At 55.2% G+C, this 19,122-nt stretch carries 12 protein-coding genes; all 12 read left to right on the top strand.

Annotation, left to right across the window (positions count from 1 at the left end; translation table 11 throughout):
• Window positions 1-19: 19 nt before the first annotated feature.
• The 12 genes from KF712_16510 (at window position 20) to KF712_16565 (ending at window position 19,000) form a co-directional block, all read left to right on the top strand.
• Window positions 20-694 carry a hypothetical protein gene (locus tag KF712_16510; GenBank protein ID MBX3742591.1) on the top strand — a complete coding sequence of 225 codons (675 nt, stop codon included), beginning with the start codon at window positions 20-22 and terminating at the stop codon, window positions 692-694.
• A complete protein-coding gene (locus KF712_16515; protein MBX3742592.1) occupies window positions 694-1,854 on the top strand; it encodes an ImmA/IrrE family metallo-endopeptidase in 1,161 nt (386 codons plus the stop codon). The genes KF712_16510 and KF712_16515 overlap by 1 nt, the downstream gene beginning before the upstream one ends.
• 13 nt (window positions 1,855-1,867) lie before the next feature.
• Window positions 1,868-2,341 (top strand): BREX-3 system P-loop-containing protein BrxF, encoded by a 474-nt coding sequence (gene brxF, locus KF712_16520; GenBank protein ID MBX3742593.1) that lies wholly within the window; start codon window positions 1,868-1,870, stop codon window positions 2,339-2,341.
• A 17-nt stretch (window positions 2,342-2,358) separates the two neighbouring features.
• On the top strand, window positions 2,359-6,090 hold the full coding sequence (locus tag KF712_16525; GenBank protein ID MBX3742594.1) for a hypothetical protein: 3,732 nt from the start codon (window positions 2,359-2,361) through the stop codon (window positions 6,088-6,090).
• A gap of 5 nt (window positions 6,091-6,095) precedes the next feature.
• Window positions 6,096-7,982: a putative DNA binding domain-containing protein gene (locus KF712_16530; protein MBX3742595.1), complete on the top strand. Its 1,887-nt coding sequence runs from the start codon at window positions 6,096-6,098 to the stop codon at window positions 7,980-7,982.
• 11 nt (window positions 7,983-7,993) lie between these two features.
• On the top strand, window positions 7,994-8,929 hold the full coding sequence (locus KF712_16535; protein MBX3742596.1) for a restriction endonuclease: 936 nt from the start codon (window positions 7,994-7,996) through the stop codon (window positions 8,927-8,929).
• A 2-nt stretch (window positions 8,930-8,931) separates the two neighbouring features.
• Window positions 8,932-11,790, top strand: coding sequence for a hypothetical protein (locus KF712_16540; protein ID MBX3742597.1), 2,859 nt, complete (start codon window positions 8,932-8,934; stop codon window positions 11,788-11,790).
• Window positions 11,791-11,812: 22 nt separating this feature from the next.
• Window positions 11,813-12,565, top strand: coding sequence for an HNH endonuclease (locus tag KF712_16545; protein MBX3742598.1), 753 nt, complete (start codon window positions 11,813-11,815; stop codon window positions 12,563-12,565).
• A gap of 11 nt (window positions 12,566-12,576) precedes the next feature.
• On the top strand, window positions 12,577-13,527 hold the full coding sequence (locus KF712_16550; protein ID MBX3742599.1) for a toll/interleukin-1 receptor domain-containing protein: 951 nt from the start codon (window positions 12,577-12,579) through the stop codon (window positions 13,525-13,527).
• A 126-nt stretch (window positions 13,528-13,653) separates the two neighbouring features.
• Window positions 13,654-16,317 (top strand): DEAD/DEAH box helicase family protein, encoded by a 2,664-nt coding sequence (locus tag KF712_16555; GenBank protein MBX3742600.1) that lies wholly within the window; start codon window positions 13,654-13,656, stop codon window positions 16,315-16,317.
• Window positions 16,314-18,275: a BREX-3 system phosphatase PglZ gene (gene pglZ / locus KF712_16560; GenBank protein ID MBX3742601.1), complete on the top strand. Its 1,962-nt coding sequence runs from the start codon at window positions 16,314-16,316 to the stop codon at window positions 18,273-18,275. Before KF712_16555 ends, pglZ begins: the two co-directional genes overlap by 4 nt.
• Window positions 18,272-19,000, top strand: coding sequence for a hypothetical protein (locus tag KF712_16565; GenBank protein MBX3742602.1), 729 nt, complete (start codon window positions 18,272-18,274; stop codon window positions 18,998-19,000). The genes pglZ and KF712_16565 overlap by 4 nt, the downstream gene beginning before the upstream one ends.
• Window positions 19,001-19,122 lie beyond the last annotated feature (122 nt).

Consider the following 19,122-nt stretch of genomic DNA (forward strand, 5'->3'; position numbering starts at 1 on the left):
ACGCAATACACAGTTGCGCGTGACTCCACTTCCACCTTCTCCAGACGAGGCCCTGAAAATCGTTCCCCCGCTGATTCAGGCATCACTCGTTCAGTGCATTCGAACCGCCTACTCAATCACCGAGCAAATCGCAGCGGACTTCCCGATTCTAAATGGACCTTTGGAAGCAACAATTTTAGGTCAGATCCGCTATGGGCTAGTCAACAACGTCGTAGCGAAAAGCGTCGAAGATGGCTTGGTCATGGGTGGGGCCAACTGGCATCCTATTGCCAACGGTTCAGGGTTCTTCATGGAGTATGCGTTCGGGATTGCCCGTATAACGTTCGCCTCTTCGCACGCGATGTATAAATGCCCAAAGAAATCGAACTTCCGGTTGAGCAGAGCGAATGAAAACCAGCTCAGCCTTTTCCCTTCTGATGTCAGCGATAAAAGCGACGAGGGACCAGCCCTCCTGATGTTGCACGGTTACAAATCGTTGAATTTTGCTCAGTTGATGGTTCCTGGAGATCGCGATGGCACCATAGTTGGCCTCGCTTGGTCACCCAATATTATTTCACCCGGCGCTGAGGGCGAGGGCTTCGGTGATGATCCTACTACGTGTCCAGTCGATCCTATTCCCGCAGAACCACTGGCAGAGATAGCACTTCGACTGAGGTCGACTGAAATTGAAAAGCTCAAAAATTCCGAGCACTGATGAATGAAGCTCCTATTTTTCATCCCCGCAGATTGACTGAAGCGCGCATCGCAAAAGGGCTGACCATGTCAGCGCTAGCAGCCCATTCCAATCTATCGCCGCAAATGGTGTCGGCTCTCGAGAATGGAACTCGCAAACCGACAGCCGAAGCGCTCTCGGCACTGGCACAAGTTCTTGGTATTAAAATTGCCTACCTCAAAGAAGAACGGCCATTTCCCGTAACTGCGGATAGCGCTGTATTTTTTCGATCTTCAGCTTCGGCACGCAATCGACGAAATCAAGAAATGAGAAAGCAGCAGGCGACGTGGGCTTACGAGATTGCAGCTTGGTTAGACCAATATGTGACCCTTCCGTCGTTTGATGCCGCAAATTTCTGGAACGAATCTTCCGAACCTCAGGAACATACTGAAGAATCAATTGAGGAGGCAGCAAGCAATCTCCGATCTGCATGGTTGATGGGAACAGGCCCTATTCCGGACATGGTGGCATTGCTCGAAAGCAAAGGTATCCGCGTTATAAGGCAGTCCAGTGGATCGGCCAAGCTCGATGCATTCTCGCGAGTAGTGAACGCGCAACCCATGATTTTTCTCTCAAGCGACAAGGCGTCGGGAACTCGATCCAGATTCGATGCCGCCCATGAGTTGGGACATTTGCTTTTGCACCCCCATTTATCATCGGAAGAGATCACAGATCCGGTTACATTGAAGAGAATTGAGAACGAGGCCAATCTCTTTGCCGGAGCATTTCTTTTACCTGAAACTTCATTTAGCCGAGAAATACATGGAGTTACTCTGGGGTCATTCTTAGCGATGAAGCTTCGTTGGAAAGTTTCCGCTCAGGCTCTGATCCGAAGAACGTTTAACCTAGGGGCGATTGATGCATTCCAATACCAAAGATTGGCGGTAGACATATCGGCACGAGGGATGAGGAGAAAGGAACCCCACGATGATGCAATTCAAGTAGAAAATCCCGTCGTGCTTCGGCGCTCCTGGGAGCTTCTCATCAAGCATGAAGTGATTAGTCGTCATCAAATTTCTGACGAACTGCTGCTTCCCCCAGATTTCATCTCGGCCACTTTGGGTATTCCACCTGGCTCTTTCGACACTGATAACATTATTAATCTTCAATTTCGGGACACGCGGAACCCAGCGGGCAGCTAGGCTCCCCTTCCCTATGAACATCGCAGAAAAAATCGCAAATCTTCAAGTCGATATCGCCCGTGCAAGCGGCGAGCATTTCAGGCTGGTTTGGTTGGCGGGCGGGACGCCTTCGGAGCGCTCCGCCTTGCTACGCGGGTTAGCCGAGGCGGAAGACGGCGTCGTCGTCGATGTCGGCAAAATACTGTCGAGTTCCTTTATCGAAGTTCCGGTGTCGCTCCGCAGCGCGTCAGTCGAGGACTGCTTTACCGCATGCTTGGGCGAATCGCCTTCTGCTCTCACCTGTCTCGATCATCTTGAAATCCTTTTCGAGCCCAGCCTGCGGGTCAACCCGGTCGCGCTGATCAAAGGAGCATCGCGGCACGCCGTCTTGGTGGCGTCATGGCCTGGCACGACATCCACCGGTCACCTATTCTTTGGTGCCGCTGATCATCCTTCACACATGGATATGTCTGAACACGAACTTGAGTCGGTGCTTCATCTCCTATAACACTCATCAATCACCCCATGCGATACGCCGACCTCATCCAATTTGATCCCATCGAGTCCATCGTCCAGCTTCGCGAGAGCGACAAGCGGGACAAAGCTCTGGAACTGGTGCGCTCCTACGTCATTTCTAAGGATATGGCACAACGGCTTTCGAGTGTCTTTTTCCCAAACCTCGCCTTGGAGGGAAACCCGGATACCAAGGGTGTGATGGTCGTCGGTAACTATGGTTCGGGTAAAAGTCACTTGATGTCGGTGGTTTCCGCGTTGGCGGAAGATGCCTCCGCGTTGGACAGCCTGGAGAATACCGACGTGCGCAAGGCCGCGGCTGTCTTCGCCGGACGTTTCAAGGTCATCCGCATGGAAATCGGTTCCACGACGATGGGGCTGAGGGAGATTCTAACTACTTCGTTGACGAAAGGACTCGCGGCACTCGGGATCGAGTATGTCTTTCCCGAAGCGCATGTGATTACCGAAAACAAAACCTCGCTGGAGGACATGATGTCCGCCTTTCACGCAAAATATCCTAACCTCGGACTGCTTCTGGTCGTTGACGAGTTGCTAGACTACCTCCGCAGTCGCAAGGAGCAGGCTCTCGTCTTGGATCTTGGCTTCCTGCGGGAAGTCGGTGAGGTCTGCAAGGGCCTGCGCTTCCGCTTTATGGCCGGGGTGCAGGAAGCGATCTTCGATTCCGGACGCTTCCAATTCGCGGCGGACAGCCTAGGTCGCGTTAAGGATCGCTTCGAGCAGGTCCACATCGCCACCTCCGACGTGAAGTTTGTCGTCGCCAATCGCCTTCTCAGAAAAACACCAGCCCAGAAGCAGCAGATTCGCGCCTATCTGGAAGGCTTCGCCAAGTTCTATGGCGACTGGAACGAGCGCATGGATGATCTCGTCGATTTGTTCCCGGTTCATCCCGAGTACATAGAAACTTTCCAGAAAGTCCCCATCGTGGAAAAGCGCGGTGTGCTCCAGGTGCTTTCCAGGACGATTTCGGCCATGGCCGCATCCGATGTTCCCGAAGACGTGCCTGGCATACTCGCGTTTGACGGCTTTTGGGCACACCTGATGGACAACCCCGCTTTCCGCGCCATTCCAGAGGTGAAGACGGTCATGGAATGCACGAATGTCCTGGAGGATAAGGTGAAAAGCGCTTTCCCTAAGAAGCAATACAAGGCATTGGCGATCCGCATCATCGAAGGCCTATCAGTCCACCGCCTGACCACGAATGACGTCCATCTGCCGCTCGGCCTAACACCCGAGGAGCTGCGGGACAAATTGTGCCTCTTCCACCCGATGGCCGCGCAACTTGGCGGCGCTCCCGCCGACGATCTTCTCGGCTTGATCGAAGTGACCTTGAAGGAAATTCGGACGACGGTCAGTGGTCAGTTCGTCTCCCAGAACATCGACAACCGGCAGGTCTATCTCGATCTCAAGAAAACCGACGACTACGATGCCTTGGTCGAAAAGAAGGCAGAAACCCTGTCGAAGGATTCACTCGACCGCGCCTATTACCAAGCGTTGGTTGAAATTCTTGGATGCAGCGATCCTTCGAGTTACGGCGGATTCCGCATCTGGGAACGCTCAATCCAGTGGACGGAACGGAAAGTTTCCAAACTGGGTTGGCTGTTTTTCGGAACGCCAAGCGAGCGTTCGACGGCACAACCGCCACGCGACTTCTATCTGTTTTTCCCACAGCCGTTCGATGCCCCGAACTACATCGACGAGAAGAAGGCCGATGAAGTGTTCTTCAAATTGGACTCCCGCGACGTGGCGTTCACGGAACCGCTCAAACTCTACGCCGCAGCGTTGGATTTAGCCAACACCTCCACTGGGCAGAAAAAACAGGCATATGGCGACAAGGCGAATATTCACTTCAAGACCCTGACCAAGTGGCTCAGAGAAAAATTTCTAACTGCCCTTGAGGTGATTCATGAGGGAAAGAAAAAAAGTCTTGGCCAAGCATTGGCCGGAGCCAACGCAGGCGGCATGACGCCGGCCGAGCAGGTTTTCACTGCGGCATCCCGCCAGCTCAGCGGTCATTTCGCCAGTGTATGCGGCGATTACCCGACGTTCTCCCGCCTGATCACCTTCGGGCGGGATGGAAATGCCATCGCCGCCACCCAGGATGCCCTCCGTGGGCTTTCGGCGAATGCCACCCAGACGGGGATCGCTGTTCTCGACGGTCTCGGACTGATGAACGGTGAGAAAATCGACCCATACGTCAGCCCATACGCCAGGTATGTTCTCGATCTGCTCAACCAGAAGGGCCACGGGCAAGTGCTCAACCGCTCGGAACTCGTGCAGGACATCTACGGAGTGCCCTACTTTTCCGCTCCGGGCAAATTCCGTCTGGAGCCTGAGCTTCTTGTCGTGGTTTTGGGTGCCTTGGTGCATTCCGGCGACATCATGTTCTGCCTTCCCGGCAAGGAGTTCGCCGCCACCGATCTCAAAGAAATGGCGACCCGATCCTTGGACGATTTGGTCGAGTTCAAACACATCAAGAAACCAAAGGACTGGAATCTCCCGGCCATTAAGGCGCTGTTTGATCTTCTGGGGCTACCGTCGGGGTTGGCTGTCCAAGTCACACAGAATGATCCCGAGCCTGTTACTCAACTCTATTCGGAAGTGGTGAAGCGTGTCGAGAAACTGGTCGTTTCGAAACAGGAGTTCGGGCACGGCATCCCATTTTGGGGCCAACGCCTTCTGCCCGACGACGAAATCACCCGTCTGGTGAAGGACATCGACCAGGCCAAGGAATTCCTCGAAAGCCTGCAAGCCTACAAGACTCCGGGGCAGATCAAGAATTTCCGTTATTCCGTGGACGAGGTGAAAGCGCTGGAGCCGGTTCTCGCGAGCGTCAGGGAAGTCACCGAGTTGAAGGTCTTTGCGGACACACTTTCGGAATACACCGCTTATCTAACATCGGCGGAGTCCATTCTCCCCGATTCCCATCCGTGGCGGGTGAAATGCCAGGACACAAAGAAACAACTCCGGATCGACGTGATGGCCACGGCAAACCGGAACTCGGAGCCCTTCCGGAAAAAGGCCATCCAGTCGCTCAAGGAACTCAAGACATCCTATGTCGCCGCCTATCTTGAACTCTATCGACGGGCGCGGCTCGACACCAAACAGGACAAGAAGAAGGCGGAACTTCTCGGCGACTACCGGATGAACCACCTCAACCAGTTGGCCGGCATCCCCAGCATCAACCGCAGTCAACTCCTGGAAATCCAGGAAGAGTTCGGCCAGCTCAAGACCGGAGAGACCATCACCGCAGCCGACTTGGAAGCCAATCCCACGACCGGCGATTTCTTCCCGGCCATGGAACGCTCCCCGGAAATCTCCGCCGAACAGCGTCTTGCCAATCTGGCGCAGAGGCTGGATCAGACCTATCAGACGTGGGTCTCCGCGTTGCTAACCGATCTCGACGACCCGGTGGTAGAAGAACACCTCGGTCTTCTTAAACCCGCGGAGAGGAAACTGGTGGACACATTCCGCGAGGAAAAATCCCTTCCCGATCCGCTTTCAGCAAAACTGGTAACCGCCCTCCAGCAGGCGTTGAGCGGCTTGACTCGCGTCCCCTTGGTTCCCGGAAAGCTCTTTGCCGCCATCTTCCCCGGTGGTGCCCCCGCGACGGTCGAAGAGGTGAAGGAACGCTTCGCCCAATTCACGGACGATCTCACCAAGGGACAGGACCGCAACAAGGTGCGCATCGTCCTTGAAACCGAGTCCACCAATCCCGAAAGCTGAAACCGATGACCCTCGACGATCTCAAGGCACGCCTGAATGGGCTGGAATGGAACGACATTGAGTTCAAGGAAGCCGCCGGTGGGATTCCCCAGAAGATTTGGCGATCCGTCTCGGCTTTTTCGAACACTCGCGGCGGCTGGATCGTCTTTGGCGTTCGGGAATCGGGTGGCGGCTACACGATCCAAGGCATCGTGAATGCCGACGAGGTGCAGAACGGCTTCATCGGGACACTGCGGCAAAGGGGCAAGTTCAGTTGCGGGATCGCGTTCCAAGAGACCCTCCTGGATGCCGAGGGGCAGAACATCTTGGTATTTTACATTCCTGAAGTCTCCCGCACCGACAAGCCCGTTCACATTGACGGTGACCTTGGCGAATCGTATGTCCGGCGCGGAGGAACGACCCAGAAATGCAATCGGGCGGAGTTGGAGGCATTCCTGCGGGACGCTTCCGGCAGCCACTACGAGGACGAAGTGATTGATAGCCTCGATCCCGCGACTTGTTTCGATGCCGATTCGCTCCGTTGGTATCGCGGCCTATTCGCCCAAAAGAATCCGGGCCATGAAACCGAAGGAGCCACCGACACAGGTTTCTTGGAACACTTCGGTCTGATTGTGCCGCAGGGGGGCGTGCCTCATCCGACGCGTGCCGCCATCCTGCTCTTTGGGACCGCAGCGGCCTACCATCGCGCGTTCTCCCGGCAACAGGTCGATTTCTTCCGCTTCCTCACCCGGAAGGAAGATTGCCTGCCGGAAACCCGCTGGGACGACCGGATCGAGACGCTCAACGAAGGGAACCTGATTCGCTCATGGCGCAGGATCATCGAGTATTTCCGGGAAAACTTCCACTCCGGGGGAAGATTTGAGCTGGATGCCACCACCATGGAGCGGACTGGCAGTCCACCGGATTACTTGGCCTTCCGTGAGGCGGTGCTCAATCTCCTCATCCACCAAGACTATGGCGATCAGAGCCGCAAGGCCACCATTCACGCATATACCGACACCTTTGAGTTCTGGAATCCGGGTTCATCTTTCGTCTGCGGCGACGAGTTCTTCCGGGCGGGCGACAAGCCGGTGCGGAATACCAAACTGCGGAACATGCTCACGCGGGTCGGCATCGGCGAGCAGGCCAATACAGGCATCAAGAATATGTTCGCCCACCAACGCAGCCTGGGCAGGGTGGCCCCCGAAATCGAGAATGATCCGGCGGATCACTCGTTCCACTTGGTACTGTCGAAGGAACAGAGTCTCAGCGAGCGGCAGCAGGCATTGCTGACCCGGTTAAGCGTACGGCTCACCGATTCCCAGGCTACCATCTTCTTGCACTGCTGGTCCCGCGAAACCGTCACCTTGCTCGAAGCACAGGCCGTCACAGGCACTGGTATCGCCGAAACCAGCCGGGATCTCGTCCACTTGGAAACCCAAGTTCTGCTTCAAAAAGTGGAGCCCCACCCCGGCCACGCCGTTTACAGGATTCCGGATCACCTCCGGGAGGCTCACCCCGTCGCGGACTTGATTCCCACGATCACCCGGCAAGTCACCCGGCAAGTCACCCCGCAAGTCACCCCGCAAGTCACCCCGCAAGTCACCCCGCAAGTCACCCCGCAAGTCACCCCGCAAGTCACCCCGGAAGTCACCCCGGAAGTCACCCCGGAAGTCGCTCGCTTGATCCGCGCCTTTCGCGGCACGCATTCCAGGCGCGAACTACAGGACTTTATGGCACTTCGGGATGATGATCACATGCGGGTCGCCTACATGCAGCCCGCCCTGGAAGGTGAATGGATTGAAATGACCATCCCCGACAAACCAAAAAGCCGCCTTCAAAAATATCGCCTTACCGCCAAGGCCCACCTCTTCCTCGACCCAGAATCCATTCCGCCTTCAACAACAATCTAACCAATATGTCCATGACTCTCCGCGAAGCAAAAGCTGCATCTGATCTGGCAAGGCTGTTTTACAACTTCCTGCCCGGTTCTGGCGGACGCTCGTGGAAGGGCCATGTGACCTTCGAGACAGTCGCGATCCGGACAGGCGTTGGCGATTTGTGGCTGGGCGGAAGCAAAGAGCCGACACTTGCGCGATTGCTAGAACAAACGCTGAAGTCCAGGCGGGATCGATTCGAGCCTCTGGTTCTGGCGATTGTTTCCGAAGGGATCAAGTACCGCAGGAGCAAAAGCAATGAGGTCGTAGAGTCTGAGATACTTGCCATCAATCGAATCATTAAAGAAATCGGCTTCAAGTTCCCCGATCTCTGGGATCCAGCCTTTCTTGCATCTTTGGGAAGAGATCCTTTCCCAATACCCGTGGAAAAATCTACAACCCAAAGCTTCGCGCCAACTCCGATTGGGATCATACAATCCGAGCTTCCATCCCTGCGCGCCGAGTTCTATCGACTGGCGACCTTACCTGACAGACAGGCCGCTGGCTTCGCATTCGAACGCCTGTTGAATCGCTTGTTCGACCTGTTCGGATTGAAGCCACGAACTTCATACCGGATACAGGGAGAGCAGATCGATGGCTCTTTTGAGCTGGATAGCGAGACCTATCTTCTGGAGGCGAAATGGGTGTCCACTCCAGTGAACGAAGCCCCGTTGCTTGCGTTTCGCGGAAAGATTGAAGGCAAGTCGGTTTTCACTCGTGGTCTTTTTCTTTCCGCAAATGGTTTTACCCCTGACGCATTAGCCGCGATTACTCGCGGCAAACAACCCACCTTTATCTTGGCCGACGGATACGATCTCAGCCAGGTGTTCGAACAAGCGATTCGTCTCGACGATCTGCTCCGCAAAAAAGTGAGAAGCCTGGCAGAATGCGGCGAGATGCTTACCAGATCACAACCATTTTGATTATGTCCACCCAATCCAGCCTCAACCTCAAATCCAAGGAATCTGGCCCGGTCGAATGCCTCGGGCAGACGTTTGCCTCCGACGAAGCCCGCCGTGAGCATTATCTGAATCTGCTGGCCGAGAAGCTCAAGGATCCGGAGTTCCGGCAGGCCGAAGGTTTTCCAATCGGTGAGGACGAGGACATTCTGGCGCTTTCTGATCCACCCTACTATACCGCTTGCCCGAATCCGTGGGTCGGCGACTTCATCAATCACTATGGTCGGCCATACGACAATAAGGAAAAATACCACCGAGAGCCCTTTGCCGCCGATGTGAGCGAGGGGAAAAACCACCCGATTTACAACGCCCACTCCTACCACACCAAGGTGCCGCATCGCGCCATCATGCGATACATCCTGCATTACACGGAGCCGGGTGACATGGTGTTCGATGGATTCTGTGGGACAGGAATGACCGGCGTGGCGGCCCAACTATGCGGCGACCGAAGGGAAGTCCAGGAACTCGGCTACCGGGTGGATGCCAGCGGTGTGATCTTCGATGAGAGCGGGAAAGCCGTTTCGAAACTGGGAGCGCGACGGGCAATCATTAACGATTTGTCTCCAGCCGCAACTTTCATCGCTTGCAACTACAACCTTCCCGTTGATGCGCACCGCTTTCAACAAGCTGCCGAAACCATTCTCAAGCAGCTTAAAGAGGAAATCGGCTGGATGTATCAGACCCGCCACACCGACGGCTCGAAGAAGTTTATCGACTACACGGTCTGGAGCGAGGTTTACACCTGCCCTGAATGTGGCGGTGAAATCAATTTCTTGGAAGAGGCACTGGACAAGGACACCAAAACCGTCAGGGATGAATTTCCTTGCCCCCATTGTTCCTTGACGTTGACGAAGCGCAAGGTGGAACGGGTTTTTGAGTCCAGCATTGATCCCAAATTGGGAACTGTTTGGAAGCGGGTAAAATTCATGCCGTGCTTGATTCAATACCGCGTAGGAAAAACCAAATGCGAAAAAGTGCCTGATGCCGAAGACCTTGAAGTATTGAAAAAGATCGAAAGCATGGAATGGCCGGATTCGATCCCGTCGAATGCTTGGCCTATCGGCAAAATGACACATGGATCGAGGATAGAGCCGAAAGGTTTCACTCATACTCACCAATTTTTCCTTTCGCGGCCCGCGATGGCAATGGGCAGACTCTGGGAGTTAGCACATCAGGAATCAGATTTTCGGATTCGTTCGATGCTTTTATTTTTCGCAGAACAGGCAGTACTGGGGTTATCTCGGATGAATCGATATAGCCCAACCCATTTTTCCCAAGTAAACCGTATGCTCTCCGGCGTATACTATATCGCGGCTCAGCATTCTGAATGCAGCCCGTGGTATAATCTTGGGGGGAAGCTGGCACGTCTGACGAAAGCGTTCGAGATGAATTGGGGGCAGGAGGGAATGTCAATGTTGACAACAGATTCCGTTAGCAACGTTCCGCTTCTTGATGATTCATTGGACTACGTCTTTACTGATCCTCCATTCGGTGCCAATATTCCGTATGCTGACCTAAATCTTGTCATCGAGTCGTGGCATAAGGTGCGAACAGATACTGATCCAGAGGCTATTATTGATATAAAGAAGAAAAAAGGACTTGGAGAATATCAGCAACTCATGCTCCAAAGTTTCCAAACCTATTTTCGGGCGCTGAAACCGGGTCGATGGATCACGGTCGAATTTTCAAACTCTCAAGCCTCGGTATGGAACGCGATTCAATCGACGATGCAACAGGCAGGTTTTGTCGTGGCGAATGTGGCGGCTTTGGACAAGATCCAGCGCAGTTTCCGGTCCGTCACCAGTCCAACAGCCGTCAAACAAGATCTTGTCATCAGCGCCTACAAACCCAATGGGGGCTTGGAGGAACGCTTCAGCAAAACCGGCACCACCCCAGAGGGGATTTGGGACTTCATGCGCACACACCTTCGCAACCTCCCGGTGGTCAAGCCCCGTGCCGGAGAACTTGAGTTCATCGCCGAGCGCGATCCTCGCATTCTCCACGACAGGATGGTGGCGTTCTACATCGGCCACGGTGTTCCCGTCCCGCTGAGTTCAGCCGAGTTTCAAGCGGATCTGGCCGAGAAGTTTCCCGAGCGAGAAGGCATGTTCTTCCTATCCGAGCAAGTCGCCGAGTGGGACAAGAAACGTGCCCAGATGCAGGGTGTCGGCCAGATGAGTATCTTTGTCGAAGACGAGAAGAGCGCCATCGACTGGCTGCGGAACCATCTCAAGTCCCGTCCCTCAAGCTATCAGGATATTCAGCCTGCGTTCTTGCAGCAACTTGGCGCGAGTTGGAAGAAATTCGAGACCCGTCCCGAACTCAACCTGCTTCTGGAACAGAACTTCCTGAAATACGAAGGCAAAGGGCAGGTACCCAGCCAGATCCACAGCTACCTCTCGACCCAAAACAAGGATTTGCGAAATCTGCCTAAAGACGATTCCAGGCTCCAGTTTCGGGCTAAGGACCGTTGGTATGTCCCGGACCCGAGCAAGGCAATGGACGTCGAGAAGATCCGGAACAAGCGGCTTATCCAGGAATTCTGGGAACTTTGCGACCAGGCTGGCATCGCCCGCCCCAAACCGGGCGATCCGAACCAGCCAAGCCTGCCGATTTCAACCCCGGTCACCGCCAAAAAGACCGGTCGCAAGAAGCTCAAGGAAGTCCGCTCCGAAGCGGTGCGTCTTGGCTTCAGGGAATGCTTCGCCGCCAAGGACTACGGCACCATCCTCGCCATCGCCCACCACCTGCCGGACAATGTCATCGAAGAAGACGAACAACTCCAGATGATGCACGATATGGCCGTCATGCGGACGGAGGGATGATCCTTACTCCATCTATGCAATCATGACACTCGAAGAACTCAGAAACTACGTCGCCAGACATCCGGGAGAAAATCTCCCGACGGTGGCCAGCCTTACGACATTCAAGGTTTCTGAAAAGGGAAACGCTTTTGTCTTTGCACTCACAAGCGGAAAGGCGCGCAATGAGTCCTTCGAGTGGATCAGAACGAGCCTTGAAATCTTCAATCGCACCGGATCGCTCAGCGTGAGGGACTATGGCCATAGCCAGAACACTTCCTACGTGCTGGGGCTCATCAAGGCGGTCGGCAAGGTCACCCGGGAAAGCGAACTGTTGGACGATCTTGACGCGATCAACCGTGAGTCCGGCCACACCCCAACCACCAAACAAGCACTCGTCGATGCGCGGATCGGGCAAGGTCAATTTCGAACCATTCTCCTCTCCACATGGGAGAGCGGTTGTGCGGTGACGGGTGCCACAACGCTACACGCAATTCGCGCATCTCACATCAAACCCTGGAGACTGAGTTCGCACAGTGAAAGGCTGGATTCTGCCAACGGTCTTCCTCTGATTGCGAATCTCGATGCGCTCTTTGACTCCGGGCTGATCACATTTTCCGACGACGGCGCCTTGATGACTTCTCCGTGCATGCCTGAGAATGAAAAAGCGATCTTCGGACTGCACGGGCTTCGACTTCGCAAGCCTCCATTGGAGAGAACTGCCGCTTATCTGGACTTCCACAGATCCCACTTGTTCCTCGATCACGAATCCACCCTCCCCCAGGAGGGTGCCGCCTAGCCATATCCTTCATGAAACTTTTCATCAGCCACGCATCCGAGGACAAAGCCGATTTCGTCGAGCCGCTGGTCGAGGCCCTTGGCTCCGCTGGTTTCGAGGTTTGGTATGACAAATACGAACTCACCTTGGGTGACAGCCTGCTGCAAAAAATCAGCCAAGGGCTGCGGGAATGCGATTATGGAGTGGTGGTGTTGAGTCCGGATTTTTTCCTGAAAAAGTGGACTAAGGCGGAGCTGGACGGCTTGTTCGCGATCGAATCGAACGAACGAAAAGTGATCCTTCCGATCTGGAAGGACGTTACCGTCGAAGATGTGACGGCATTCTCGCCCATTCTTGCCGGACGCTTGGGTGCCCCAACTTCGGGTGGAGTTGATACAGTAGTGGCCGAAATTCAACGCGCCGTGCAGGCGGCGGAGAGGATGGCGACGTTTTCGAGCGTCGATAATGCCATTTCCCTCTTCAAGGCACTTGATGACGAGGTGGGAGGAACCAAGCGAGCGGTCGCTCTGGCTGCTAGTGAAGAAGGCTTGCGTGTGGCGGAAGAATCTGCCGCCAATCTGGTCAATTCTCTGCGGGGCAGTTTTGAAAAACTCGCTTCGGTCTCAAAGCATCTCGGGATCAGAATCGACAAGGAAGAACAACATGTAGTCGGTTTCACAGGACCCTATTCGCTTCGGTTTGTTCTGGGTTTCTACAAAACATTCACGAACTCAATTCAGGGTTCGGCGCTGCGCTTGATGATTTACAGGAATACCGACCCTTGGGGACAGGATCAAAAAAAGAGAGAAACCTTCGTGCAGGAAGACTTCGTTCCCGTATTCCACCACACCGGGAAGTTGCTGTGGAAATCCGAAAAATCGTCCCGGCAATTCACCAGCGAGCAACTTGATGTCCGAATGGTTGAGGATGCAGTAGGTGCCATGAAGAAGCTTCACGAACGGCAAGCCAAACGGAATTCATAAATGTGCGATGCGCCTCCAAATTCCTGGATCTGGTCCCGGACGCATCACGCGCCTGGACGGATCATTGAGGTGGACGAACTTTGGGGACAGCAGCGATACCGGGTTTGGATACCTTCGCTGAATTCCGTGCTGCTTCACCGACCGGAGGAGATCGACACCGCGGATACCACCACCCGCTCCGACAACAATGCCGGAGCACGGGTGAAATTTGCGGCGGTGGCCGGACGCGTGCTCGACCTTCTCAACGACGACAAGCTGCTCTCCCCTCTCGACGCGGCGGTGATTCCGCTGCCTCACCAGATCCGGGCCTTGCGCCGAGTGGTAGCGAATCCCGGGAAGGTGCGTTACCTGATGGCCGATGAAGTGGGCCTTGGAAAAACCATCGAAGCCGGTCTGGCGATTCGTGAGTTAAAACTCAGGGGAATGATCAAGCGGGTGTTGGTGGTAGCTCCGAAGGGGCTGATTCCTCAATGGATCGTGGAAATGAGAGACCGCTTCGGTGAGGATTTTCGCCACTTCGATCCCGGTCAATTCGACGCCTATCGGCAAATCTCGCAAGAGGAAAACGTGTGGCGCAGCCACGACCGGGTGATTTGTTCGATGGATGGAGTGAAGCCGCTCGACACCCGCAAAGGGTGGGACCAGGAGCGGATCAATGCCTTCAACCGCGACCGTATCCTCGGACTGGCATCCGCCGGTTGGGACATGATCGTGATCGACGAAGCCCATCGCGTGGCCGGCAGTTCCGACACTGTGGCACGCCACGCCATGGCCCGCATGATGGCAGAGGCCGCTCCCTATCTGCTCCTGCTCTCCGCCACACCTCACCAGGGAAAGACGGATGCGTTCCAACGCCTGATGTCATTACTCGATGCAGAGGCATTCCCGGACGCTGCATCCGTGAGTCGTGACCGGGTGGCACCCTTCATCGTCCGCACGGAGAAACGGCAAGCCATCAACCATGACGGGAGCGCCTTGTTCAAACCCCGCATCACGAAACTGGTTGGCGTGTCATGGGATGGCCATGAAGCGCAGCGGGAACTTTACGACGCAGTCACGGAATACGTGCGCCAAGGCTACAACCAGGCGATGCTAGAAAAGAAGACCTACATCGGCTTCCTGATGGTGCTGATGCAGCGTTTGGTTAGCAGCTCGACCCGCGCCATTGCTGCGACCTTGGAGCGCAGGCTTGCGGTCCTGAATGAACCGACCGAACAGATGGAGTTTTTCCCGGAGGTGGCCGAGTGGAATGAAATGGACGGTCAGGAGCAGCTCGACACGGTCTTGCGCCAGCGCATGAAGGCGATGGACAATGAAAAGGATGAGGTGCGGCTCCTGCTCGACGCGGCGCGCAAGGTGGAAGCCAATGGCCCGGATGCGAAAGCCCGGACTCTGTTGGAATGGATCTATCGACTGCAGGAAGAGGAGCAGGACCCGCAACTCAAAGTGCTCATCTTCACCGAGTTCGTTCCCTCCCAGTCGATGTTGGCAGAATTCCTCCAAGCGCGGGGGATGTCCGTGGTATGCCTGAATGGCAGTATGGGATTGGAAGAGCGGAAGACGGTGCAGAAGCGTTTCTTGGAAGATGTGCGCATCATGATTTCCACCGATGCCGGTGGCGAAGGACTCAACCTCCAGTTCTGCCACGTCATCATCAACTTCGATCTCGGTTGGCGACCGATGGCGTTGGAACAACGGATCGGCAGGCTCGACCGCATCGGCCAGAAGCATATCGTCAAAGCGCTGAATTTTCTGTTGGAAGACTCGGTAGAGTTCCGGATTCAGGAAGTGCTGGAAGCGAAGTTGCAAACGATTCTGGAAGAGTTCGGAGTCGATAAAACCAGCGACCTCCTCGATTCCGTGGAGGGCAATCGCATGTTCGACCGCTTGTTTATCGAAGCTCTGCTTCACCCCGAACGTGTGAACGAAGAAGCCGACATCATCGCCGATTCCCTGCGGAAGGAATCCGACGAACACCACCACGGGCGGGTGCTTCAGGCGGACGGGGAAATCTCCGGCGCTGAGATTGGCGCGATTTCAAGTCAGCCGGTGGGTGACCTTCTGGAAATGCTCGTGCGATTCCACGTCGAATCGTCTGGGGGCGAGTTCCGGCGAGGAAGCGGAGGCGAAACGCTGGTCCGCTGGCCGGACGAAGATCAGGTCGAGCAGGTGAGGTTTCCAGGTGCTCGCGAGGAGGCTGACGGTATCCTCCTCACACTGGATCATCCACGGATTCGCGGGCTTCTCGGTCGTGCTCCGATCCACGGCAAGGGCGAGCCGATACCCCGTATGAATCTTGCCGCACTACCGCGAACCATCGACGGCTTTTGGTCGCTCTGGGTATTGAAAATGACATCGTTCGACTTCCGGCGTGCAAAGGTTTTTCCCGTATTCATCAGCCGGGATGGCCGCACTTTCGCGCAAACCGCACGCCACGTCTGGGAACGACTCGCTTCGCTGGACGTCTCACAAACCGGATGGATCACTGGAACGGATGCCATGGCCTTCCATGACCACTGCTACCGCGCGGCATCCGAGGAGGGAAAATCTCTCTGGCAGGAGATGGAGCGCCAACACCGGCAACGATGGGAAGACGAAAAAAACCGTGCCCAATATCACTTCATTGCCCGCCGCCGAATGCTCGGCCAGGTCGGGCTGGCGGAAGTCCGCGGCTACCGCCTGCGACAACTGGAAGCTGAGGAAACCGCACGCATGGCGCAGATCGAAAGCCAGCGGATTCTGCTCCCCGAGCTTGAGCCTTTGACCATTCTATCCATTGAACCGACGTGAGTAGTTTTGAGGAATATCTGATAGCGAAGATCCACCCCGAGGTTTCCCCCTTGTGGGCGGTGGCTGATGGTGACGGATTGTTCCGGAACGACGAGGTGGATCGCCTGCTGGTTCACCGCGGGGCTGAAGTCATTGTCTATGATGACCCGATGGCGTTCCGCTTCCGCTACGAGCACCAGATTCGCCCGCGGCTGGAATCCGGCGATCCCGGCTGTCATGTGATCGTGGTTGATCCCGGAACCGATGGCCTGCGTTGCCTGCCAGCCGACATCTACTCTGCCACCCGACACATCGAGATCGCGCTCGGGGATGTTTTTCCAACTCTTTCCCGCAAGGTGTTGCGGGAACTCGAACCGGCGGTTCTATCAAACCTTTGGGAAAAGAAAGCGCAGTTTCCCAGCACCGTTCTCGGTGACCGCGATACTGCGGACCTGGTTCTGCGAATCGCCTACCGCATTGAAACAACTTTCCTCAGCAGTTTTCAGGATTTGGTTCAAGTCCTGGTGATCCTTCACTTTGAAGGGAAACGGATTCCAGAAAGTCTCGCCGCACGCCTCGAACAAGCTGCGGGGCCGTTATACGCCAATCCATCCGGCCTGCACGATTTGATCCGAAACCCTGGGGTGTTCTGGCAGTTCATGCAATCACGATGGGAGGGATGGCTCATGCCACGGCCCGACAGTCATGTCGAGGATTTGGCGACGGCGGACTTCACCTTCGAAGATCAGCGGCTTCGCGTTTGGATGGATAACCTTTTCCTCGAAGGATTTATGATACCTGTTCCGGCAACAGGGGAGAAACTACCACAAGCATGGTGCAAGGTGGGAGTGGCGTCCGGGAAGCGGGAAATCGAGACATCGGAATTGGAGAATCAACGGAGAAAATTGTTCGCGGAGATGCCGCAGCAGGATGCCGGTTATCAGGATTGGCTCCGCTTTGCGATGCGCTATTCGACGCACATTGCCTCAACCTTCTCCAGAGACAACACTGTTGAAGAAGCATCAGCATTTTGGAATGAGTTTTGGGAACCTGTGGACGGTCGATTCAGCGAGTTTATCCATTCCAGACTTGAGAGCCTTTGCAATCTTCCCCCATCGCGACCTGTGCTGGCGCATCATGTCGCCCAGTTCCTTGCTCGTCGTGTCAAAGCGGGCAAGAAAGTTGCCTTGCTTATTCTCGACGGCTTATCGTTGGCTCAATGGAAAATCCTTCGCCGTGAGATCGAACTCACGGTACCGGATCTCTGTTTTTCGGACGACGCCTGTTTCACAATGATTCCCAGCGTCACGAACGTCGGGCGGCAGACTCTTCACGCTGGGGAGCTGCCCGTGTTTTTTCAATCGACCATCGACAGGACAGATCTCGACGCAAAGCGTTGGAAGACTTTCTGGGACGGCGCATGTAGCCGGCCGATGCGCTCAGCGCATTTGAATATTGAGGGTAGCGACTCCGATTTGGCGGCTGCGGTGGATGTAATCGAAAGCGGAGCCGTGGCGGTTGCAATCACCGTGAGGATGCCTGACGACATCGTCCATGGCGCAACTATTGGCTGGAGGGGAATCACCGAACAACTCAAAATCTGGAGCCGCCAGCAGTTCTTGATCAAAACCATCCAAACGATACTCGATTCCGGCTACGAACTCCATCTGACATCCGATCACGGAAATCTTGAGGCACGCGGCGAGGGATCACTGTCTCAGGGCGTGCTGGTGGATCGTTCCGGGCAACGAGTGAGAATCTACAGAGATGCGACGATATTTTCACATTCCGCCGCCCAGCTCGTTGGCAGGACGCAAGCGATTCACACCAACATGCTGCCACCTGATTACTTGCCATTGCTTCACACCGGGCGCGGTGCTTTCGTTCCTGTCGGCCAGACCATCGTTTGCCACGGTGGCACAAGCTTAGATGAAATGGTCATACCGTTCATTGAAATCTCACGCACGAAAACCTCATGAGCCTGCCATCCGCCCGCCCCATAGCTTTCAATCGACGGCTTCGAGCATCTTGGCTCGAAGAGGGCCTGCGCTTGCGTTCCGATGGTTTGGACGGCCCGGTATGGGTCGAGAGGATGGAAGAACTGATCAAAGTCGATATTTCAGGCAAGGACAGCATCGCCAAGTCAATGCGCTACCTGCGACACGTTTGGGCAGATTCCGGCGAAGACGAAGCGATGAGGTCAGAAGCAATCGCGATTTTCCGATCCAGCCCCACAAGTGAAACGGCGATTATTCTATCTTGGGGCATGGTTATCGCGACCTATCCTTTTCTCAACGACGTCGCCGCCACTGTCGGCAGGATGATCCGTGTGCAACCGGAAGTGAAGTTGGAGCAAATTCTAAGAAAATTGTCCGAGACGTATGGAGAGAGGGAAACCGTGCGCCGATCCGGTCGCTACGCATTGGGGCTAATTACGGATTTTGGTTTCGTAAAACGAGCATCGTCGCCCGGGTGTTACGTCCTCGGAAATCCAATCAAGATCGATCCAACGCTATCTGGGTGGTTCGTCCGCTCTTGGTTCAAGGCGCTGGGAAGCACTGGAGTGATTGACCGTGTGGGGATGGCTGGAGCTCCTAGTCTGGTATTTTTCGATTCCGCTTCCCTGATCTCGGATGCCATCGAACGCCGTATTCTAGTGCCAGAGCGGCTCTCTTTCTCTCAAGAAGTTCTCCGGCTCAATTAATCTGTAGTTGGAAAATCGAATAACCACGAGGGAAACTCAACCGGCTACTGAAAGCGAACGGTGAGTTCGCAAAGTTGGATATTTCTCCTCGAAAGTAAGCGAGGAAACGTGCCACCCATGGG

Source organism: Akkermansiaceae bacterium, assembly GCA_019634595.1.
In the GTDB taxonomy this organism is placed as follows: domain Bacteria; phylum Verrucomicrobiota; class Verrucomicrobiia; order Verrucomicrobiales; family Akkermansiaceae; genus Luteolibacter.

Excerpts from the sequence above, each read along its gene's own strand:
- KF712_16550 (MBX3742599.1), top strand. The coding sequence starts at position 12,577 with ATGAAACTTTTCATCAGCCACGCATCCGAGGACAAAGCCGATTTCGTC.
- KF712_16565 (MBX3742602.1), top strand. The coding sequence starts at position 18,272 with ATGAGCCTGCCATCCGCCCGCCCCATAGCTTTCAATCGACGGCTTCGA.
- KF712_16530 (MBX3742595.1), top strand. The coding sequence starts at position 6,096 with ATGACCCTCGACGATCTCAAGGCACGCCTGAATGGGCTGGAATGGAAC.
- brxF (MBX3742593.1), top strand. The coding sequence starts at position 1,868 with ATGAACATCGCAGAAAAAATCGCAAATCTTCAAGTCGATATCGCCCGT.
- KF712_16515 (MBX3742592.1), top strand. The coding sequence starts at position 694 with ATGAATGAAGCTCCTATTTTTCATCCCCGCAGATTGACTGAAGCGCGC.
- KF712_16540 (MBX3742597.1), top strand. The coding sequence starts at position 8,932 with ATGTCCACCCAATCCAGCCTCAACCTCAAATCCAAGGAATCTGGCCCG.
- KF712_16525 (MBX3742594.1), top strand. The coding sequence starts at position 2,359 with ATGCGATACGCCGACCTCATCCAATTTGATCCCATCGAGTCCATCGTC.
- KF712_16545 (MBX3742598.1), top strand. The coding sequence starts at position 11,813 with ATGACACTCGAAGAACTCAGAAACTACGTCGCCAGACATCCGGGAGAA.
- KF712_16535 (MBX3742596.1), top strand. The coding sequence starts at position 7,994 with ATGACTCTCCGCGAAGCAAAAGCTGCATCTGATCTGGCAAGGCTGTTT.